Source organism: Halomonas aestuarii, assembly GCF_001886615.1.
In the GTDB taxonomy this organism is placed as follows: domain Bacteria; phylum Pseudomonadota; class Gammaproteobacteria; order Pseudomonadales; family Halomonadaceae; genus Halomonas; species Halomonas aestuarii.
Map to the genome: position 1 here is coordinate 1,817,583 of NZ_CP018139.1, position 20,439 is coordinate 1,838,021.

Here is a 20,439-nt window from a genome sequence, read left to right on the forward strand (position 1 = left end):
GGCCACTAAGCGGTGCTTACCGGAAAGCCAGGTCGCGAAGGAAGAGGGCGATCTGCGGGAACATGATCAACAGCGCCGCCGCCAGCACCAGGATGAAGATGAAGGGCGGCGTGCCCTTGATCACGTCCAGGTAGGGCCGCTTGAAGATGGCAATCGCGGTGAAGATATCGCAGCCGAATGGCGGCGTCGCCGAGCCGATGGCCACCTGCAGGGTGATCAGGATACCCACCAGCACCGGGTCCAGCCCCGTGGCCTCGACGGCCGGCGCGAAGATCGGCGTCAGCACCAGGATCACCACGATGGGGTCGACGAACATGCAGGCCACGAAGAAGGCGATGCAGATGGCGATCAGCACGCCGGTGGGGCCGGCCTCGTTGATCCCGGCGGCCTGCAGGAGCTCCTGGGGGATCTGGGCGAAGGAGATGATCCAGGAGAAGCCGTTGCCCACCGCCACCAGGATGAATACCACGGCGGTGATCAGGCCGGTGGACTTGGCGATCGCGTAGATGTCGTTGACCTTCAGTGAGCGGAAGATCAGGAACTCCAGGAAGATGGCGTAGAGCACGCAGGCCGCGGCCGCCTCGGTCGGGCTGAACACGCCGCCATAGATGCCGCCGACGATGATCACCGGGAAGCCCAGCGGCCAGAGCGCCAGCCGCACCGCGGAGAAGCGCTCGCCCCAGCCCGATTTCGGCTCGGTGGGGACGTTGCGCACGGTGGCGTAGATCACGCAATAGATGGAGAACATCAGCAGGATCAGCAGCCCCGGGCCGATCCCGGCGATGAACAGCTCGGCGATGGAGGTGCCCGAGATGACCCCGTAGATGATCATGCCGATGCTCGGCGGGATCAGGAAGGCGATATCACTGGCGTTGATGATCAGGGCCAGGGTGAAGGAGTCGGAGTAACCCGCCTTGAGCATCTTGGGCCGCAGCGGTGAGCCGACGGCCACCACGGTGGCCTGGGTGGAGCCCGACACTGCCCCGAACAGGGTGCAGGAGGCGGCGGTGCTGACCGCCAGGCCACCCTTCACGTGACCGATGAAGGACATGACCATGTTGATCAGGCGTTCGGCCGACTGGCCTCGCGTCATGATGTCCGCGGCGAGGATGAACATCGGCACCGCGATCAGCGAGGCCGGGCGGATGCCGGCCATCATCTGCTGGATCAGCGTGTCCATCTGGCCCAGGCCATTGAACATCATGTAGAAACCGATGACCGCCGCCGTGATCAGCGGGATCATCATGGGAAAGCCCAGCAGCAGCAGGGCGATCATGGTGGTAACCATTATTGTCGTCATCGTGCGTTCCCCCGGGCCTTCCGCCCTCCGTCAGACTTCCGTTTCCGTGTCCTTGTAGCCGTCGAGCACGCCGGTCGACAGGTAGACGTCCCGTGACGTCAGGTTCTTGATCGCGGTGAGCAGGTACTGGATGCCCGTGATCAGGAAGCCGAGCGGCGCCCATACGTAGATGGTCCAGATCGGGAAGCCCAGTGCCGGCAGGATCCTGCCCTTGGAGTGGAGATCCAGGATGTAGATGACCGAGTAGTAGAGCAGGAAGAACATCACCAGCGAGGTGAGGAACGCGATGATGATCATCAGCACCTTGCGGCCGCCGACGGGCAGGGCATCGTAGATCGCCGACATGCGGATGTGCCGGCCGTGGCGGGCGGCATAGCCGATGCCGGCGAAGGTGATCATGATGATCAGGATCCGGTTGATCTCGCCGGAGAAGTAGATGCTGTCGCCGAACACGAAACGCGCGATGACGTTGGCGATCGTGTTGAAGGCCATGAGCAGCACGCCCAGCGCCAGGATGACCGCCTCGAGCTTGCTGATGAAGGTATCGATGGTGCCAAGAAAGCCCGGTAACCCCGAGCGGTAGTGCTTTTCGGACTCTTCGTCGGTCATGTCCGCGCTCCCTATCAGCATGCGTTGCGGGAAGTTGAGGGTTCCCTGATGGTCAGCATACGCGTCGATATCCGGCTCCGAGGCCGGTGGCATCAACGCTGGGTGCACGCTGTCCCTGTCCGGAAATCTCATGTCCATAAACAACAGGGGGGTGGCCCGGGCAGGCCACCCCCCTGTCGAGGCCGAAGCCTGTGGTGCTTACTCTGCGCTCACGGCTTCCAGGTCGGCCTTGAACTGATCCAGCAGTTCCTTGCCGCCTTCGCCGGTCATGTTGATGAACTCTTCCTCGACCTGGGGAGCACGCTCCTTGAAGGCCTGGATCTGCTCATCGGTGAGGCGCGTCACGGTGACCTCGTCGGAGGCCGCCTGGATCTTGGCCAGTGACTCCTCGGCCAGGCCCTGGATGTGCTCGATGGTGTGGTCGTAGGCCGCATCGGAGGCATCACGCACCAGCTGCTGGTCTTCCTCCGAGAGGCCCTCGAAGAAGTCCTGGTTGGCCATCATCGCGGTGGTGAACCAGCCGTGCTTGGTGAAGGTCAGGTTCGGAGAGACCTCATAGAGGCCGCCGGACTCGATCCAGAAGATCGGGTTTTCCTGGCCGTCGATGATGCCGGTCTGCAGGCCACCATAGACCTCGCCCCAGGGAAGCGGCGTCGGCGTCGCGCCGAAGGCGCTGTACGTCTCCGCCAGCAGCGGGTTGGTCATGGTACGGATCTTCTTGTTCTCGAAGTCCGCCGGCGAGGTGATCGGCTCGTCGGCGGTGACCACCATCTCGCCTTCCGGATACATCTGCAGCAGTTCCAGGCCCTGCTGGGCATAGAGCTCCGGGAACATCTCGTTGATGGCCTTGCTCTCGTCGAAGAACTTGAGCACATGGTCCATATCGGTGGGCATCAGATAGGGAATGAAGAAGATCTGTGCCTCGGGGATCAGGGCGCCGGTGAAGCCAGGAGACTGGTTGACGAACTGCAGGATGCCGTTCTGGGTCTGCTCCATGATGTCGTCGGACTCACCGAGTTCACCGAAACGGTAGATCTGCAGGGAATGGTCGGAGTTTTCCTCGATGTAATTCTTGAAGGCTACGGCGAAGACGTCCTGGACATCGCCTTCGTACTCCTCGTGGGCATAGCGCCAGTTGTCGGCCATCGCAGCGGTGGACATGCCAACCATCAGTACGCCGATACCGGCACTCGTCAACAGCTTGTGTGACTTCATTCTTGTGGTTCCTCTGCAGGTTTGGCCCGCGATGGAGATGTTCCCATCGACAGGTATCCGGTGAACATCACATTCACGCAGTTAGTTTCAGGCTAGCTTGGCGTCCATGAGGGGTCAAGCTGGCCTTCCAGGGCATCAAGGGCGCTAAGGTGTGGTTTTTTCTGCACTTGCAGGCGGCTGGCGAGGAAGTCCGCCAGGCGGGGAGGCGGCGTCGGCAGTCGGGAAAGCCCGGCACCGGCCAGGGCCAGTCCCTCCAGGCGACGCAGGGCCTCGCGCTCGGCCTGGAGCTCCGCCTGCTGGATCGAGCGGCGCAGCTCGGCGACGCCCTCGTGTTCCCGGGCCTCGGGTTTCAGGGCTCGCCGCAGGCGGCGCAGGGGGGCCGTCACCTCCCGCTGCCAGCGACGGGCCTCATCGGGGCGCGCATCGCATGCCAGGCCGTGATGATGGAGCCAGCAGTGCCAGAGCAGCTCGCAGACATCGACGCTGGCCTCGTCCTGCAGCGACAGGCAGGCCGCCTCGATGCCCTCGCGCCCGTAGAGGGCAAGGGCGAACTCCCAGAGCGGGGCCTGTTGCAGTCGGTCCCGCAGAGCGGAGGGCAATTCGGTAGAATCGTGGGTCATGACACGCTGTCGCCCCGTGGGCGGCGGCCTCACTGACTGCCGAGTGGAGCCTGCATGATCGCACTGCGCCAAGTTTCCCTGCAACGCGGCACCCAGACCCTGCTGGAGGGGGCCGACCTGACCCTGCATGCCGGCCACAAGGCGGGGATCGTCGGGCCCAACGGCGCGGGCAAGTCCAGCCTGTTCAAGCTGCTGCTCGGCGAGCTCTCCCCGGACAAGGGCGAGCTGGAGATGAGCGGCGGGCAGCGCATCGCCCACATGGACCAGGAGGTGGAGGCCCTGGAGCGCTCCATCGTCGACTACGTGCTCGACGGCGACCGCGAGCTGCGTCGCACCCAGGCGGCCTTGGCGCATGCCCACGAGCGAGGGGAGGCCCACCGCGAGGCCGAGCTGCACGGGGCCATCGAGGCGCTGGACGGCTACAGCGCCCCGGCACGTGCCGCCCAGCTGCTGGTGGGGCTGGGCTTCGTGCAGGCGGACCTGGACCGGCCGCTGTCGGCCTTCTCCGGCGGCTGGCGCATGCGCGTCAATCTCGCGCGCACCCTGTTCAAGCCGTCCGACCTGCTGCTGCTGGACGAGCCCACCAACCACCTGGACCTGGATGCGCTGCTGTGGCTCGAGCAGTGGCTCACCCGCTACCCCGGCACCCTGCTGCTGATCTCCCACGACCGCGACTTCCTCGATGCGGTGTGCGACCACATCGTGCACTTCGACCGCCAGGCGCTGGTGCTGTACCGCGGCAACTATTCCACCTTCGAGCGGACCCGCGCCGAGAAGCTGGCCCTGCAGCAGGCCGAAGCCGCCAAGCAGCAGGCCCGCCGGGAGGAGATCGAGCGCTTCGTGGCGCGCTTCCGCTATAAGGCGACCAAGGCGCGCGCCGCCCAGAGCCGCCTGAAGATGCTCGAGCGCATGGGCGACATCGCGGTGGCCCATGCCGACTCGCCCTTCCACTTCACCATTCCCTCGGCCGATCGCGCCTCCCACCCGCTGCTGGTGCTGGACGAGGCGCGCCTGGGCTATCGTGACGAGGACGGCCACGAGACGCCGCAGCTCGATGGCGTCAAGCTGACCCTGCTGCCGGGGCAGCGCATCGGGCTCCTGGGGCCCAACGGGGCCGGCAAGTCCACCCTGATCAAGTCGCTCACCGGCGACCTGCCGCTGCTGGCCGGACGGCGGGTGCCCGGCGAGCACCTGGCCATCGGCTACTTCGCCCAGCACCAGCTGGAGGGGCTGGACCTCGCCTCCACCCCTTTCCAGCACGTGCAGCGCCTCTCGCCCACCGCGGCGGACCTGGACATCCGCAAGTTCCTGGGCGGCTTCGGGTTCCATGGGGACGATGTCTTCGCCGAGGTGGGACGCTTCTCCGGCGGCGAGAAGGCACGCCTGGCGCTGGCCCTGGTGGCCTGGCAGAAGCCCAACCTGCTGCTGCTGGACGAGCCCACCAACCACCTGGACCTGGAGATGCGCGAGGCGCTCACCGAGGCGCTGGCGAGCTTCGAGGGCACGGTGATCATCGTCTCCCACGACCGGCACCTGCTGCGGGCCACCGTCGACGAGTTCTGGCGGGTGGCCGACCATGCCGTCACCCCCTTCGATGGCGACCTGGAGGACTACCGGGCCTGGCTCAAGAGCCGCCTGGAGGGAGAGCGCCGCGAGGCCCGGGCCGACAAGGCCGAATGCCAGGCCGAGGGGGCCGCCCCCCGGGAGGATCGCAAGGCGGCCCGCCGGGCGGCGGCGGAGCTGCGCGAGAAGCTACGCCCGCTGAAGCGCGACCGCGACCGGGCCGAGAAGGCGATGGAGAAGGTCCAGGCCGAGCTCGCCGAGGTCGAGGCGGGCCTGGGGGAGGCCGAGCTCTACACCGACACGGCGAGGAAGGAGGAGCTGACCGAGCGCCTTGGGCGCCAGGGCGAGCTCAAGTCGCGACTGGAGGCCCTGGAGCAGGACTGGCTCGAGGCCGAGGAGGCGCTGGAGGCCATGGAGGCGGAACTCAACGAGGCCTGAGCCCGGCGCTCAGGCGGCCGCAGCGCCGACTGTCATTGCGCGGTGCGTTCGGTGCGCCATCAGCTCTCCAGCAGGAAGGTGACGGGCCCGTCGTTGACCAGCGATACCTGCATGTCAGCGGCGAACTCGCCGCTCGCAACCGACGGCCAGGACGCCCTGGCGCGATCGAGCAGGTAGTGGAAGAGGCGTTCCCCCTCGGCGGGGGGAGCGGCACGGGAGAAGCTGGGCCTCAGTCCCTTGCGGGTGTCGGCGGCCAGGGTGAACTGGGAGACCAGCAGCAGCCCGCCCTCGGCCTGCTGGACATTGAGGTTCATCTTGCCGGCCGCATCGGCGAAGACCCGATAGTGGAGAAGCTTGTGCAGCAGCCGGTCGGCCGAGGCCTCGTCGTCGCCTTTCTCGACGCCCACCAGGGCCAGCAGTCCCGGGCCGATGGCGCCCACCTCGCGATCGTCCACCTCCACGCTGGCGCGTCGCACGCGCTGAATCAGGGCCTTCATCGGGCGGGATCTCCTTGCTGATGTCCGGGGCGGCCCAGCCTAGCATGGCCTCCCCCTGCATGACGCGCCGGTCAGCGCCCCAGCAGGTCGTCCCGGAAGCCCTCGCCCAGCGGGTCGTCTCCCAGCCAGATGCCGAACAGCGCGCTGGCCAGCGCCAGGTCGCTCCCCTCGTAGAGGGTTTCGCCATTCAGGGCGAGGGTCAGGGCGTCGCCATCCCAGCCCAGGGCGTAGCGGTCGCCGGGTGAGACGTCGCGGTAGCGGTCGTTGAAGGCCGTGAGATTCGGCGCCAGCCGGGCGAACTCTTCCCCAGGCAGTGCCTCCTCTACGCGCTCGCGGGTGACCTCGGCGAAGTCGCTCGCCTCGATGGCGTGGAAATACTCCAGCTCCAGTCGGCGCGGGACGTCGGACAGCGGGGCAGGAACGGGAAAGCCGGTGGCCTGGTAATAGGCGCCGGCATAGGCATCCCAGATCATGTAGCGGAAGAGGCCGTGGCCGATGCGCTCGTAGCGGCGCTCGCCGGTCTCAAGGGTGGCGGGGAAGCGGGCGCCCTTGATCTCGACGGGTGCTTTCTCGACGGACGCTTTCTCGACGGACGCTTTCTCAACGGGCTCTGTCGCGACGGATTGGGCGGCCGCGGGCAGGGCGGTCGTCAGGGTCGCCAGCAGCAGGAGGCCGCGGGGGGTGGGCAGGGGCATGGTGAACCTCGCACGTCAGGGTATTGCCTGGACAGACAATAGCCTTTCGTAAAGGTTCTGTATAGCTTTTACCAGATCGCTTTTACCAGGCGCGGCAAAGCATGATGTCGCAGTGGGGTTCCGACAGCAGGCGCTCGGTGATCTGGCTGTGGCGCCCCAGCTGGCCGCGACTACCCAGCGCGAGCAGGTCCGGCGGCTGGCGACGCAGGCGGGTCATCAGCACCTCCATGGGGTCGCCCTGCTCGAGCACCAGCTCGAGCTCCGGGACATCCTCGAGCTCGCTCATCAGCTGCTCGGTCTCGCGCTCGAGCTGGGTGCGCAGCCGCTCCACCTCGCGGTCGCGCCAGCGGGCGTAGTCGCTGTCCGAGCCCAGCTCGCGTTCGCCGGGGATGTCCCAGGCGTGCAGCAGGGTCAATCGAGCCTCCGGGAAGCGCTTGAGGGTCTCGCGCAGGGTATGCCGGGAGGTCAGCGAGAAGTCCACGGGCACCAGGATGTTGTTCCACTCCTGGGTCGCCAGGTGGCTGACCGAGAGCACCGGGCAGGGGGCACTGCGCAGCACCCGGGCGAGGGTGGTGCCGGCCACCAGGTCGGGCTGTCCGCGCTTGCGATGGGCCCCCAGGATGATCATGTCCGCCTGGCGCTCGTGGGCCTCGCGGATGATCTCGGCATAGGGGGCGCCGGCCATGGTCTGGATCAGGCTCTGGGGCTCGGGCAGGGCATAGTCCTCGCGAATGTCGGTGAGGGTCGCGCGGATGTCCTCCACCACGGCTTCCTCCAGGTCATGGAGCACGCGGCGGGGCAGGTAGGGGTCGAGCACGTGGATGATGTCGAGTCGGGCACCGCTCTCCACGGCGAGGCGCACGGCGCGGGCGAAGGCGGCGCGGTTCTCGGCGGAGAGGTCGCTGGCGAACAGCAGGGTCTGGCTCATGATGGCTCCCTCCCGGGCAGGAAGATCCCGATGGCACCCCTCTCAGCATGGGTGGCCCCGGGAGCGCGCGCAAGGCCGCTGCCCTACCACCAGGCATGGAAGTGGTGCACCGGCCCGTGCCCCTGCCCCACGTGAAGGCGATGACTTTCCTCCAGCGCCCGCGACAGCCAGGCCTTGGCGGCGGTCACCGCGTCGGGCAGGGCGTCGCCCTGGGCCAGGCGGGCGGTGATCGCCGAGGAGAGGGTGCAGCCGGTGCCGTGCAGGTTGCCGGTGGCGATGCGCCGCCCGTCCAGCCACGTCAGGTTATCGCCCGTGACCAGCAGGTCGGGGCAGGTCTCGCCCCTCAGGTGGCCGCCCTTGAGCAGCACCGCCCCGGGTGTCAGGGCCCTCAGCCCGGGGACCATTGCCTCCATGCCGGCGCGGTCGTGCGGCACCGGGCAGTCGAGCAGCACGGCTGCCTCCGGCAGGTTCGGGGTGATCAGGTCAGCCAGCGGCACGAGGCAGTCGCGCACCGCGGCGATGCCGGCATCGTCGACCAGGGTATCGCCGCTCTTGGCCACCATCACCGGGTCGAGCACGACCCAGCGCGGCCGCCTGGCGCCCAGGGCATCCCGGATCACCTCGGCGACCCGGCGGCTGGCCACCATGCCGACCTTTACCGCGGCGATGTCGATATCGTCGAGCAAGGTGTCGAGCTGGGCGGCGATGAAGTCCGCGGGCACCGGGTGCACCCCGGCGACGCCGCGGGTGTTCTGCGCGGTCAGGGCGGTGATCACGCTGGTACCATAGCTGCCCAGGGCCGAGAAGGTCTTGAGGTCGGCCTGGATGCCGGCGCCGCCGCCGGGGTCCGAGCCGGCGATGGTCAGGGTGTTGGGTATGGGACGGGAGTGGGCCATCATCGTCACGTCATTGCGGTCGAAGGAGGCCGTCAGCCTACTGCAGGGAGGGGGGACGGTGCCATGCTGATGCTCTTCCTCGTGGCGCTGGCCAGCGCCACCCTGCTGCCCGGCGGCTCCGAGGTGTGGCTGGCGCGGCTCTGGTGCCAGGGCGAGCCCGGGTGGTGGCTCTGGGCCGTGGCCAGTGTCGGCAATACGCTCGGGAGCCTGATCAACGTGGGGCTGGGACGCTATGCGCGGCACTTCGAGGGGCGGCGCTGGTTTCCCGTCTCCCGGCAGGGGCTGGCGCGAGCCGAAGGCTGGTACCTGCACTTCGGCGAGTGGAGCCTGCTGGCCAGCTGGGTACCGGTGGTCGGCGACCCGCTCACCGTGCTGGCCGGCATCCTGCGGCTGCCCTGGTGGCGGGCCACGCTGCTGATCGCCCTGGCCAAGGGCGCGCGCTATGCCCTGGTGCTGTGGCTGGCCGGCGCCTGGCTGGCGCCGCTGTGCGCCTGAAACGACAAGGGGCCGCCCGAAGGCGGCCCCTGGCTGGCGGCACCGGCGAGATCACTCGCTGGTGGTGTCGCCTTCCGGGTTGCGGGCGTTGTAGTAGGCCTGCTCGGAGATGGCGTGATAGTTCACGACCTTGTCCTGGAAGGCCTTGTAGGAGTCGTAGATCTTCTGGGCCATGTCGCTGGACTCGGCGAGTTCGGCGACCACCTCGGCGGAGTACTCCTTGGCCTGGGCCAGGACATCGGCCGGCAGGCGGCGCAGTTCGACGTCGTGCTCGTTGACCAGGGTCTCGAGGGCGTCGTTGTTGCGCGCGGTGTACTCGTCGAGCACGTCGGCATTCACGTCACGCACCGCGGTGCGCAGGATCGCCTGCAGGTCGGCGGGCAACTCGGCAAAAGCCTCATCGTTGACGATCGCCTCGAACATCACGGTCGGCTCGTGCCAGCCGGGGTAGTAGTAGTAGTCGGCGGCCTGGTGCAGGCCGAAGGCCAGGTCGTTGTAGGGGCCGATCCACTCGGTGGCGTCGATGGCGCCGGACTGCAGGGAGGTGAAGATCTCGCCGCCCGGCATGTTGACGATGGCCACGCCCATGCGGTTCATCACCTCGCCGCCGAGGCCCGGCATGCGCATCTTCAGGCCGTCCAGGTCGTCGACGGAGTTGATCTCCTTGTTGTACCAGCCGCCCATCTGGACGCCGGAGGCGCCGGCGGCCATGACGTCGACGCCGAAGTCGTCATACAGCTCGTTCCACAGATCCAGGCCGCCGCCGTAGTGCAGCCAGGCGTTCATCTCCTGGGCGTTCATGCCGAAGGGCACGGCGGCGAAGAACTGGGCCGCCGGGGCCTTGCCCTTCCAGTAGTAGGACGCGGAGTGGCCCATCTCGGCGGTGCCCTCGGCGACGGCGTCGAAGACCTCGAAGCCCGGCACCAGCTGGCCGGCCCCGAAGACCTCGATGGTCAGGCGGCCGTCGGACATCTCCTCGACCAGCTTGGCGAGGCGCTCGGGCCCCTGGCCCACGCCCGGGAAGTTCTTCGGCCAGGAGGTGACCATCTTCCACTCGAAGGTCTCCTGTGCCTGGGCGGTGTTGTCGACGCTGGAGACCAGCATCAGGCCGGTGGCAGCGCCGGTCATGGCCACGGCCATGGCGAGTGATCTGAGTTTCATGCAATGCCTCTCGTTGTGTTGTGGCAATAGGCGTAGAGAGGCCCCCCTGGGCGGTTGACCCGCAGAGGGGCTTGGCGTGCCCGTCGTGAGCGACGCGCACGCGCGGACTCATGACGGGATCACTATAGCGAATCGGGCCGTCCGGGTGGCTAACTCTCAGTCCACGTTCTGCCGGTGGCGGCGTGCCGCCCGGGCCAGGCCCGGGCGGAGGCAGGCTAGAACTGCGCCGGCAGCCAGGTGGCGAGCCCCGGGAAGAAGGCCAGGGCCAGCAGCATGGCCAGCTGCAGCGCGATGAACGGCATGACGCCCTTGTAGATCGCCGAGGTGGGCACCGACTCCGGCGCCACGCCGCGCAGGTAGAAGAGCGCGAAGCCGAAGGGCGGCGTCAGGAAGGAGGTCTGCAGGTTGATGGCGATCATGATGCCCAGCCAGATGGGGTCGAGGCCCATGGCCAGCAGGATCGGACCGACGATGGGCACCACCACGAAGGTGATCTCGATGAAGTCGAGGATGAAGCCGAGCAGGAAGATCACCAGCATCACGATCAGCGTGGCCCCGACCACGCCGCCGGGCATGTTGTCGAACAGGTGGGTGACCAGCTCCTCGCCGCCGTAGGCCCGGAACACCAGCGAGAAGAGGGCGGCGCCGATCAGGATCAGGAACACCATGGTGGTGACGTGGGTCGTGGAGCGCAGCACCTCGCGGAGGGTGGCCAGGTCCAGGCGCCGATAGGCCAGGGCCAGCACCAGGGCCCCGAAGGCCCCCACCGCCGAGGCCTCGGTCGGGGTGGCGAAGCCGCCGAGGATCGAGCCCAGGACCACCACGATCAGCACGATAGGCGGCACCAGGCCCTTGAGGAGCAGCAGGCCGAGGCCGCCCTCGTGGCCGAGCTCCTCCATCAGGTCCCGGCGATCGACGGCCGGAGCGGAGCTCGGCTTGAGCCAGGCGGTGACGGCGACATAGGCGATGTAGAACACCACCAGCAACAGGCCGGGCACCAGGGCGCCCATGAAGAGGTCGCCCACCGAGACCGTCTTGGGGCTGAAGATGCCCATGGAGAGCTGCGCCTGCTGGTAGGCGGAGGAGAGCACGTCCCCCAGCAGCACCAGGGCGATGGAGGGCGGGATGATCTGGCCCAGGGTGCCCGTGGCGCAGATGGTGCCGGTGGCCAGCGGCATGCTGTAGCCACGCTTGAGCATGGTCGGCAGCGACATCAGGCCCATGGTGACCACGGTGGCGCCGACGATGCCGGTGGAGGCCGCCAGCAGCATCCCGACCAGGGTCACCGAGATGCCGAGCCCGCCGCGCAGCGAGCCGAACAGCAGGGCCATGGCCTCGAGCAGGGTCTCGGCGACCTTGGATTTCTCCAGCAGCACGCCCATCAGGACGAAGAGCGGCACCGCCAACAGGGTCTGGTTGGTCATGATGCCGTAGAGGCGATTGGGGAAGGCGCCCAGGTAACCGGGATCGAAGTGGGCATCGATGCCCAGGGTCTGGAGCCCCAGGCCGAGGCCGGCGAAGGCCAGCGCCGTGCCGGCCAGCGACAGGGCTACCGGGAAGCCGGCCATCAGCACCATGCAGATGACGACGAACAGGACCAGCGGCATGAACTCCAGCATTACAGGCGCTCCTCATGGGCTTCGTCGTCATGGGTGGCGGCGAGGCGCCCGGTCATCACGTAGGCATTCTTCACGGCCTCGACCAGGGCCTGCAGGATCATCAGGCCGGCGAACAGCGGGATCAGCGTCTTGAGCAGGAAGACGCCGGGGATGCCGCCGGAGTCGGGCGAGCCCTCGAAGATCGCCCAGGACTTGCTCACGTATCCGAGGCTCGACAGGATCACGAAGACCATCACCGGCAGCAGCAGGAAGAGGGTGCCGCAGAGGTCGACCAGTGCCTTGCGCTTCGGCGTCATCGCCCGGTAGAAGATGTCCACTCGCACATGGCCGTCGTGCTTGAGGGTCCAGGCGGCGGCCAGCATGAATACCACGGCGTGCATGTACATCACCGATTCCTGCATGGGGATGCTGTTGAAGCTGAAGGCGTAACGCAGCACCACGATCAGGAACTGGATAAGCATCATCGCCATGATCAGCCAGGAGAGGCTACGGCCTAGCCGCTCCGAGGCGTTGTCCAGCCAGGCGATGAAGCCCGGCAGCTCGCGGGATTGGGCCATGGGATTGGTCTCGCTGTGTCGGTCTGAGCGTTTGAAGGGGGCGGATGATCGCACATGGGCTGACCGTATGCCGCCCCGTTGGTTAACGCTGACTATACGGTATGGGGCCGGTGCCCGTCAGCGTCGCCGTCGCTCGGCGTCGCCCCGACCGGTGGTCAGGCAGGTCTCCAGGCAGGCGTCCGGCAGCCGCACGTCCACGGCGATGGGCAGGTGGTCAGAGAAGAGGTGTTCGAGCACCCGCACCTCGTCTGCCTGCAGGGAGTCGGAGAGCAGGATGTGGTCCAGCGCCCGGCGGGGCTGCCAGGAGGGGTAGCTCAGCGGGGGACGCACCGGATGCAGCGGCAGGGAGGAGCGGAAGCGCTCGTGGCCGTGGAGCTGGTCCGGCGTGCAGTTGAGATCCCCCATCACCACCACGTGGCGCAGGGGCCGGATGATCTCGCTGAGGTAGTCGAGCTGGCGCACCCGGCCACGATGGCTCAGCGCCAGGTGGGCGACGAACAGGTGCAGGGCGTCCGGTCCCTCGCCGAAGCGGGCATGGATGGCCCCGCGGCCGGGCAGGGTGCCCGGCAGGCGGTGCTCCTCGATCCGGGCCGGCGTCAGCCGCGAGAGCAGCCCGTTGCTGTGCTGGGCGATGCGGCCCAGGTTGCGGTTGAGCTGCTGGAAGTGGTGGGGGAAGCCGGCGTGGGTGGCGAGGTACTCCACCTGGTTGACATGGCTGGAGCGGAAGCTGCCCCCGTCGGCCTCCTGGAGGCCGACGATGTCGAAGCGGCCGAGCACCTCGCCGATCATGTCCAGGCGACGCAGCCGCTTCGGGTGCGGCAGCAGGTGCTGCCAGCTGCGCGTCAGGTAGTGGTGGTAGGCCGAGGTCTGGATGCCCACCTGCAGGTTGAAGGTGAGCAGCTTCAGGTGACCGCCGTCGAGCAGCGGTGTCCGTGCCTCGGCCAGCTGTGTCATCTCAGTCAGCACGCTCCTCGCGGACCTTCTCGACCAGCGCGCCGGCGATCTGCGGCATGTTGTCGAGGCTGCCGGCCGTGCTCGGCGACACCAGGTAGCGGCCGTCGACGACCAGGGCCGGCACGCCCATCAGCTGCATCTGGCGCATGCGGGCATGGGCCTGGTTCACCGTGCCCTTCACCCCGAAGGAGTTCAGCGCCGCCAGGGCCTCTTCCTCGCTGACCCCGTAGTCGCTGAAGAAGGCGGCGATATCGTCGGGGGTGTTGAGGCGGCGACCCTCCTCATGGATGGCGTGGAAGAAGTCGTCGTGAAGCGCGTCGCCGATCCCCAGCTGCTGGGCCGCATAGAAGGCGAAGGCATGCGTGTTCCAGTCCCCGCCCATGGTGGCCGGCATGCGCTGGAAGGCCACGTCCTCGGGGAGCTCGGCAACCCAGGCGTTGAGCGGGTCCTCGAGGTTGTAGCAGTGCGGGCAGCCGTACCAGAAGGCCTCGGTCACCTCGATGCGTCCGTCCTCGACCTGGGTCTCCACCGGGTTGTCGAGCACCTTGTAGTGCTCGCCCTCGACGAGGGGGGCGGCCGATACCAAGGATGACAGGCCGAGGCCGGCCAGGGCAACCATCAGGGTCTTCAGCATGGGGGCTCTCCTAGGGTGCAACACCTTGAATGAAACATGATCCGGGTGCCGGCGGGCGGCACGTCGCTGGGTTTGATGTCCCACTGGCGGACGGGTTCCCCGGAGACGCCGAAGGCGGCCAAAGGCCGCCCTCGGAGTGCCGGGTCCACGCGCCGGGGCAGGCTCAGTGCAGGCCGCGCACGTAGTTGGCCACGGCGGTCATGTCGCCATCGCTCATCTTGCTGGCGATGTCGCGCATCATGGCGGCCGGGTCGTTGGCCCGCTCGCCGGCGGCAAAGGCCTGCAGGGTGGAGACCACGTAGTCGCTCTTCTGGCCGGAGAGCGCCGGATAGACGGCGCTGCCGATTCCCTGGCCGGTCGGGGTGTGGCAGGCCGAGCAGGCCGGGATGCCCTTGGCCATGTCACCGGCCCGGTAGAGCTGGCGGCCACGCTCGACCAGCGCCTCGTCGGCATCGGCCTGGCCCAGGGCGGGGTCCTTGCCGGCGAAGTACTTGGCCACGTCCCAGGCGTCCTGGTCGGAGAAGTTGTCCACCTGGCCGGCCATCTGCGGCACCATGCGGTTGCCGTCGCGGATGTCCATGATCTGCTTGGCCAGGTAGGAGGTCTGCTGGCCGGCCAGGTTGGGGAAGGCGCCGGACGGGCTGATGCCCTCCTGGCCATGGCAGGCGGCGCACGCCTGCGCCTTTTCCCGACCCGCTGCCGCATCGGCATCCGCTTGAAGGTCCGCATGGGCCACGCCGACCGCGCCCATGGTGATTGCCAGGCTTGCCAGTAGCTTTCTCATCGCAGTTCCACTTTCCCGTTACGTTGTTGGCCGGTACGTACCCCGGGTGCTGCCCGGGCTTGGTCCGGGTGCCCTGTGGCCGGTCGTCGCCGACGCCCTGTGGTCGGTCGCTGACGGCCGGAGCACGGTGGTATACTTGCGCGCCCCGGGTCGCAGACAAAGACACTGCATTATAACGGAACACCCGAGCCGCGGGAATGCAAGCCGTGGTGCCCTTGATCAACGTCAGGATTCTCCCGCCATGTCGCGACTCAACTATCAGGCCTCCCGCTTTCTCACCAGCGCGCCGACCCTGGCCAAGTGTCCGCCGGATGACGGGGCCGAGGTGGCCTTTGCCGGTCGATCCAATGCCGGCAAGTCCAGTGCCATCAATGCCTTGACCCGCCAGAAGGCGCTGGCCCGCACCTCCAAGACGCCGGGACGCACCCAGCTGATCAACTTCTTCGTGCTGGGCGAGGATACCGGCCATCGGCTGGTCGACCTGCCGGGCTACGGTTACGCCAAGGTGCCGGAGCAGGTCAAGCTGGAGTGGCAGCGCCATCTCTCCGACTACCTGCGGCGCCGGGGCTCGCTGCGTGGCCTGGTGCTGGTGATGGATGTGCGCCACCCGCTCTCGGAATTCGACCAGACCCTGCTGGGCTGGGCCGACGAGGCGGACATGCCGGTGCACATCCTGCTGACCAAGGCGGACAAGCTGAAGAGCGGGGCGGCGAAGAGTGCCCTGCAGCAGGTGCGCTCAAGGCTTCGCGAGTGGGAGGACCTGGTCAGCATCCAGCTGTTCTCCGCCCTCAAGAAGCAGGGCGTCGAGGAGGTGCATGAGCGCCTCGACCAGTGGCTGCTCGATGCGCCGGTGCCCGCCGGCGACTGACTAGCGCGTCGCCAGCCGTTCCAGCAGGGCCGGCAGCTCCCGGACATGTCGCAGGGGGTGCACGCCCTCGGGCAGCGAGCCTGCCGGCGGCGCCTCCGGGGCGATCCAGACGGCCCGCATGCCCAGGCGCAGCGCCGGCATCACGTCCTCCTTCCAGGAATCTCCCACATGCAGGGCCCGCGAGGGCGCCGTCTCGAGGCGTGCCAGGGCGGCCAGGAAGGGCCGGGCATCGGGCTTGGGGGCCTGGATCTCGCCGGCGGCGATGGCCACCTCGAAATGGCGGTGCAGGGCCAGGCGATGCAGCGCCAGGTTGCCGTTGGTGATGGCCCCCAGCCGGTAGCGGCGGCCGAGCCCCTCGAGCAGGGGCTCGACCTCGGGGTGGGGCGAGACGTCGAGGCGCAGCGCATGGAAGCGGTTCATGGCGGCGGACGCCCAGAGCCAGGCGGCGCTGCGCGTCAGGCCGAATGCCATCAACAGCTCCACCAGGGCGCGTTCGCGCAGCCAGCTGAAGTCGCCCCGCCGCAGCGGGTGTTGCTCGGCCAGTCGACGGCGGGCGGCCAGGTAGGCCGCCTGGGGGTAGCGGTCCGAGAAGCGGCCGAGCCCCGACGCTCCCCGGCGCGCCAGCCAGTCCGCCAGGGCCTCGTCGAGCCAGGCATAGTGGCCCGTCTCGGTTCGCTCCATCACCCCACGGTTGTCCCACAGGGTGTCGTCCAGGTCGAAGGTGATCGCCCGCAGGCTCATGACGGCTCGCCTTCATCGCCGCGGCGACGGCGGGCCCGCGGGTGGGCGGCGTCGTAGCTCGCCGCCAGGTGCTGCCAGTCGAGCCGGGTGTAGACCTGGGTGGTGGCGAGGTCCGCGTGGCCCAGCAGCTCCTGCACCGCCCGCAGGTCCTGGCTCGATTCCAGCAGGTGGCTGGCGAAGGAGTGACGCAGCCGGTGCGGGTGGAGGTGCTCGGCGAGCCCCCGGGCCTTCGCCAGCTGGGCGAGGCGCAGCTGGATGGCCCGATGCCCCAGCCGCCCCCCGCGGACCCCCACGAACAGCGCCTTCGTGTCACGCTCGGCCAGCTGGCCGCGTACGGCCAGCCAGGCGTCCAGGGCCTGGCGGGCCCGGCGTCCCACCGGCACCTGGCGGGGTTTGCCGCCCTTGCCGAGCACCCTGACCCGCTGCGGCTGGAGGTCGCCGAGGTCCAGTGCCGCCAGTTCGGCCAGGCGCAGCCCGCTGGAGTAGAAGAGTTCCAGCATTGCCTGGTCGCGCCGGGCCAGGGGCGAGCCGTCGTGGGGGGTGTCGAGGAAGCGGGCCAGCTGATCGACGTCCAGGGGCCGGGGCAGGTGACGGGGCTGGCGCGGGGCCTGCACCAGGGTCGCCGGGTTGTGTGGCAGCCGTCCCGCCTCCACCAGGTGGCCGGCGAAGCGCGAGATCGCGGCCCGCCGCCGGGCCAGGCTGCGTGGGCCCAGCCCGCGCAGGCGCTCGCCGCCGAGGAAACGGCGCAGCAGGGCGGCATCGAGGCGGGCCCAGTCGTCGATGGCCTCGGCCTCGAGGAAGGCCCTCAGGGCCGAGAGGTCCCGCCGGTAGGCGTCCGCCGTGGCCGGGCTGGCGGTCCGCGCCAGGCCGGCGAGGAAGGCCTCGATCTCGCCCTGCAGCGTCCGGCCCGTCACGGCGAGGAGGGAGCCAGGCGGACCAGCAGGCGGGACACCACTTCGGCCACGTACTCGGTGAACAGGGTGTCCATGCTGGCGCGGAAGTGGTCCGGGTCGGGGCTGGCCAGGACCAGGTAGCCCAGCGGCTCGCCCAGGGTCAGCCTCGACAGCGCGCAGGAGCCGGCCTTGGCGGGCGCCGGCACATGGGGCAGCAGGCGCTTCCAGTCGGTGGGGGTCAGGCGCGTGCAGCGGCTGGGGCGGCCGTCGAGCAGGGCCGAGAGGCGCTGCCCGGCGTGGTCGTCGAGCACCTGCCGCGGCGCCTGGGGAGGCCGCGGTTCGTCGTCGGTCAGGCTGGCCGGGCACCACAGCGCCACCGCCGGGGTGTGGAAGTGTTCACTCATCTGGGTGGCCAGCGCCTGGCCCAGGGCGTCGTTGTCCTCGGCCTCGAGCAGGGCGAGGACCAGATCCCGGGTGCGGCGATACTGGCCCTCGTTGTGGCGCGCCGATTCCAGCAGCTGCTCGAGGCGCCATTCGGCCTGCTCGGCGCGGGAGCGCAGGTCATGGACCAGCCGCTCGAGCAGCGAGGTGGCGCCCCGGGCCTCGGGATGGGGAACCTTCAGCTGCTGCAGCAGCCCCTCGCGGCCGACGAAGAAGTCCGGGTGACAGGCCAGCCACTGGGCCACCCGGTCGGGGTCGAGGGTCTTGCGCGGGTCGGGGGCGGCACCTGTCATGGGAACTTCTCCTCTGGTGGCGTGGGCGACTCAGTTCAGGACGACGCGGCCGTCGAAGACGCGCTCGGCGGGACCGGTCATGATCAGCGGGGCGTCGTCGCCGGCCCACTCGATGCGCAGGTCGCCGCCGCGCAGGTGGACGGTGACCGGGCTCTCCAGGAGCCCCTGGCGAATGCCGCTGGCCACGGCCGCGCAGGCGCCGGTGCCGCACGCCAGGGTCTCGCCGCTGCCCCGTTCGTAGACGCGCAGGCGAATCTCGTGGGGGGAGACCACCTGCATGAAGCCGGCGTTGACCCGTCTGGGAAAGCGCGGATGGGCCTCGATGGCGGGCCCCAGCCGCTCGACGGGCGCGGACTCGACGTCCTCGACCCGCAGCACGGCATGGGGGTTGCCCATGGAGACCACGCCCACCTCCAGCCGCTCCCCGTCCACGTCCAGCGCATGGACGAGCCGGTCCTCGGGCGCGTCGAAGGGCAGGGCCTCGGGGGCGAAGCGCGGGGCGCCCATGTCGACGCTGACCTGGCCGTCGTTCTCGACCACCAGGGTCAGCGGGCCGCCGGCGGTCTCGACGTGGATCTCGTGCTTGTGGGTCAGGCGCTGGTCGCGCACGAAGCGGGCGAAGCAGCGTGCCCCGTTGCCGCAGTTCTCCACCTCGCTGCCGTCGGCGTTGTAGATCCGGTAGCGGAAATCCATGTCCGGGTCCCGGGGCGGCTCGACGACCAGCAACTGGTCGAAGCCGACGCCGAAGCGGCGATCGGCCAGGCGGCGGATCTCGCCGTCGTCGAGGCGCGCCCGCTGGGTGACCAGGTCGACCACCATGAAGTCGTTGCCGAGACCGTGCATCTTGGTGAAGTGCAGCAGCATCAGCGTGCCTCCCCCTCGTCGTCGGGCAGCAGGGCCTCGCCGGCCCACAGGTCCTCCAGGCGCTCGCGGCGACGCACCAGGTGGACCCGGTCGCCGTCCACCATCACCTCGGGGGGGCGCGGGCGGCTGTTGTAGTTCGAGGCCATCACGAAGCCGTAGGCCCCGGCGGAGCGCACGGCGAGCAGGTCGTCGGCGGCGATGGCCAGGTCGCGGTCCTTGCCCAGGAAGTCGCCGGTCTCGCAGACCGGGCCGACCACGTCGTAGGTGGCGGTGTCGCGGGGCCGGCGGGTATCCACCGGCAGGATGGCCTGCCAGGCCTGGTAGAGGGACGGACGGATCAGGTCGTTCATGCCGGCATCGACGATGGCGAAGTTCCTGGTCTCGCCGGGCTTGAGGAACTCGACCCGAGTCAGCAGCACCCCGGCGTTGGCGGCGATGGAGCGGCCCGGCTCGAACAGCAGGGTCAGACGCTCGCTGCCCGGCCATCTCGACAGGCGCTCCAGCAGGGCGGTGGCGTAGTCGAAGGGCGCCGGAGGATGTTCGTGGCGGTAGGGCACGCCGAGGCCGCCGCCTAGGTCCAGGTGCTCGACCTCGATGCCGCGCTCGCGCAGGCGCTCGAGCAGCACCAGCAGCCGGTCGAGGGCATCGAGGAAGGGCGAGAGCTCGGTGAGCTGGGAGCCGATGTGGCAGTCCAGGCCGACCACCTTCAGGTGGGGCAGCTCGGCCGCCAGCTCATAGGCGGCCAGCGCCCCGTCCACCGGGATGCCGAACTTGTTGTCCTTGAGTCCCGTGGAGATGTAGGGGTGGGTGCCGGCGTCGACGTCCGGGTTCACCCGCAGCGAGACCGGCGCCACCATGCCGAGCCGCGCCGCCACCGCGTCGAGGCGCTCCAGCTCGGGGCGCGACTCCACGTTGAAGCACTTGATGCCCGCCTCCAGCGCGCGGGCCATCTCGGCCTCCTGCTTGGCCACGCCGGAGAAGACTACCCGGGCGGGGTCCCCCCCGGCGGCGAGCACGCGTTCCAGCTCTCCCACGGAGACGATGTCGAAGCCGGCGCCCATCCTCGCCAGCAGGCCCAGTACCGCCAGGTTGGAATTGGCCTTCACCGCGTAGCAGATCAGGTGCGGGTGGCTGCCCAGCGCCTCGGTGTAGGCGCGGAAGTGGCGGGCCAGGGTCGCCCGGGAATAGACGTAGCAGGGCGTGCCGAACTCGTCGGCGATGCGGGGAAGCGGCACGTCCTCGCCGTAGAGGACGCCGTCGCGGTATTCGAAGTGGTCCATGCTAGCTCTCGCCTCGGAGAAACGCGGATTTATTGCTGCGCTCGATATCCTGGCCGCCGGCGGTGCCGAGGCGTCGGACCGTCACAATCCTCAT

The 20,439-nt window shown here is 68.8% G+C and carries 22 protein-coding genes; 3 read left to right on the top strand and 19 right to left on the bottom strand.

What is annotated here, in order from left to right:
* Positions 1-16 precede the first annotated feature (16 nt).
* The 4 genes from BOX17_RS08375 to BOX17_RS08390 form a co-directional block, all read right to left on the bottom strand.
* On the bottom strand, positions 17-1,300 hold the full coding sequence (locus BOX17_RS08375; protein WP_071943530.1) for a TRAP transporter large permease: 1,284 nt from the start codon (positions 1,298-1,300) through the stop codon (positions 17-19).
* A gap of 30 nt (positions 1,301-1,330) precedes the next feature.
* Positions 1,331-1,909, bottom strand: coding sequence for a TRAP transporter small permease (locus tag BOX17_RS08380; protein ID WP_071943532.1), 579 nt, complete (start codon positions 1,907-1,909; stop codon positions 1,331-1,333).
* 198 nt (positions 1,910-2,107) lie between these two features.
* Positions 2,108-3,124, bottom strand: a complete 1,017-nt coding sequence (locus tag BOX17_RS08385; protein ID WP_071943534.1) for a TRAP transporter substrate-binding protein — start codon at positions 3,122-3,124, stop codon at positions 2,108-2,110.
* Positions 3,125-3,216: 92 nt separating this feature from the next.
* Complete coding sequence (locus BOX17_RS08390; RefSeq protein ID WP_083582116.1) at positions 3,217-3,744, bottom strand: TIGR02444 family protein; 528 nt, start codon at positions 3,742-3,744, stop codon at positions 3,217-3,219.
* A gap of 54 nt (positions 3,745-3,798) precedes the next feature.
* On the opposite strand from BOX17_RS08390, the gene BOX17_RS08395 reads away from it, so the two are divergent.
* The gene (locus tag BOX17_RS08395; protein WP_071943538.1) at positions 3,799-5,745 is read left to right on the top strand and encodes an ABC-F family ATP-binding cassette domain-containing protein; all 1,947 of its coding nucleotides are present in this window, start codon (positions 3,799-3,801) and stop codon (positions 5,743-5,745) included.
* A 59-nt stretch (positions 5,746-5,804) separates the two neighbouring features.
* Here BOX17_RS08395 and dtd read toward each other — a convergent pair whose 3' ends face one another.
* The 4 genes from dtd to thiD form a co-directional block, all read right to left on the bottom strand.
* Positions 5,805-6,242, bottom strand: a complete 438-nt coding sequence (gene dtd / locus BOX17_RS08400; protein ID WP_071943540.1) for a D-aminoacyl-tRNA deacylase — start codon at positions 6,240-6,242, stop codon at positions 5,805-5,807.
* A gap of 71 nt (positions 6,243-6,313) precedes the next feature.
* Positions 6,314-6,937 (bottom strand): chalcone isomerase family protein, encoded by a 624-nt coding sequence (locus BOX17_RS08405; protein ID WP_071943542.1) that lies wholly within the window; start codon positions 6,935-6,937, stop codon positions 6,314-6,316.
* Positions 6,938-7,019: 82 nt separating this feature from the next.
* A complete protein-coding gene (locus BOX17_RS08410) occupies positions 7,020-7,865 on the bottom strand; it encodes a universal stress protein (protein WP_071943544.1) in 846 nt (281 codons plus the stop codon).
* Positions 7,866-7,948: 83 nt separating this feature from the next.
* The gene (gene thiD, locus BOX17_RS08415) at positions 7,949-8,761 is read right to left on the bottom strand and encodes a bifunctional hydroxymethylpyrimidine kinase/phosphomethylpyrimidine kinase (protein WP_425268708.1); all 813 of its coding nucleotides are present in this window, start codon (positions 8,759-8,761) and stop codon (positions 7,949-7,951) included.
* A gap of 63 nt (positions 8,762-8,824) precedes the next feature.
* Here thiD and BOX17_RS08420 point away from each other — a divergent pair, with 63 nt between their 5' ends.
* Positions 8,825-9,256, top strand: coding sequence for a YqaA family protein (locus tag BOX17_RS08420; RefSeq protein ID WP_071943548.1), 432 nt, complete (start codon positions 8,825-8,827; stop codon positions 9,254-9,256).
* A 51-nt stretch (positions 9,257-9,307) separates the two neighbouring features.
* Here the strand turns inward: BOX17_RS08420 and BOX17_RS08425 are convergent, their stop codons facing one another.
* From BOX17_RS08425 to BOX17_RS08450, 6 genes are all read right to left on the bottom strand, one after another.
* Entirely contained in the window at positions 9,308-10,417 is a 1,110-nt protein-coding gene (locus BOX17_RS08425; RefSeq protein WP_071943550.1) for a TRAP transporter substrate-binding protein, read from the bottom strand.
* 215 nt (positions 10,418-10,632) lie between these two features.
* Positions 10,633-12,036, bottom strand: coding sequence for a TRAP transporter large permease (locus BOX17_RS08430; RefSeq protein WP_071943552.1), 1,404 nt, complete (start codon positions 12,034-12,036; stop codon positions 10,633-10,635).
* Entirely contained in the window at positions 12,036-12,593 is a 558-nt protein-coding gene (locus tag BOX17_RS08435; protein WP_071943554.1) for a TRAP transporter small permease subunit, read from the bottom strand. Before BOX17_RS08435 ends, BOX17_RS08430 begins: the two co-directional genes overlap by 1 nt.
* 117 nt (positions 12,594-12,710) lie before the next feature.
* Complete coding sequence (locus tag BOX17_RS08440) at positions 12,711-13,547, bottom strand: endonuclease/exonuclease/phosphatase family protein (protein WP_071943556.1); 837 nt, start codon at positions 13,545-13,547, stop codon at positions 12,711-12,713.
* A gap of 1 nt (position 13,548) precedes the next feature.
* Entirely contained in the window at positions 13,549-14,181 is a 633-nt protein-coding gene (locus tag BOX17_RS08445) for a thiol:disulfide interchange protein DsbA/DsbL (RefSeq protein WP_071943558.1), read from the bottom strand.
* Between the two features lie 163 nt (positions 14,182-14,344).
* On the bottom strand, positions 14,345-14,965 hold the full coding sequence (locus tag BOX17_RS08450; protein ID WP_071943560.1) for a c-type cytochrome: 621 nt from the start codon (positions 14,963-14,965) through the stop codon (positions 14,345-14,347).
* Between the two features lie 241 nt (positions 14,966-15,206).
* Here BOX17_RS08450 and yihA point away from each other — a divergent pair, with 241 nt between their 5' ends.
* The gene (gene yihA / locus BOX17_RS08455; protein ID WP_071943562.1) at positions 15,207-15,833 is read left to right on the top strand and encodes a ribosome biogenesis GTP-binding protein YihA/YsxC; all 627 of its coding nucleotides are present in this window, start codon (positions 15,207-15,209) and stop codon (positions 15,831-15,833) included.
* On the opposite strand, the gene BOX17_RS08460 is transcribed toward yihA, so the two are convergent.
* From BOX17_RS08460 to lysA, 5 genes are read right to left on the bottom strand one after another with little or no spacing between them, the layout of a single operon-like run.
* Complete coding sequence (locus BOX17_RS08460; protein WP_071943564.1) at positions 15,834-16,574, bottom strand: HAD family hydrolase; 741 nt, start codon at positions 16,572-16,574, stop codon at positions 15,834-15,836. It abuts the gene before it with no gap.
* Positions 16,571-17,488 carry a tyrosine recombinase XerC gene (locus tag BOX17_RS08465; RefSeq protein ID WP_071943566.1) on the bottom strand — a complete coding sequence of 306 codons (918 nt, stop codon included), beginning with the start codon at positions 17,486-17,488 and terminating at the stop codon, positions 16,571-16,573. The genes BOX17_RS08460 and BOX17_RS08465 overlap by 4 nt, the downstream gene beginning before the upstream one ends.
* Complete coding sequence (locus tag BOX17_RS08470) at positions 17,485-18,201, bottom strand: DUF484 family protein (RefSeq protein WP_071943568.1); 717 nt, start codon at positions 18,199-18,201, stop codon at positions 17,485-17,487. The genes BOX17_RS08465 and BOX17_RS08470 overlap by 4 nt, the downstream gene beginning before the upstream one ends.
* Positions 18,202-18,231: 30 nt before the next feature.
* Positions 18,232-19,065, bottom strand: coding sequence for a diaminopimelate epimerase (gene dapF, locus BOX17_RS08475; RefSeq protein WP_071943570.1), 834 nt, complete (start codon positions 19,063-19,065; stop codon positions 18,232-18,234).
* Complete coding sequence (gene lysA, locus BOX17_RS08480) at positions 19,065-20,345, bottom strand: diaminopimelate decarboxylase (RefSeq protein ID WP_071943572.1); 1,281 nt, start codon at positions 20,343-20,345, stop codon at positions 19,065-19,067. Before lysA ends, dapF begins: the two co-directional genes overlap by 1 nt.
* Positions 20,346-20,439 lie beyond the last annotated feature (94 nt).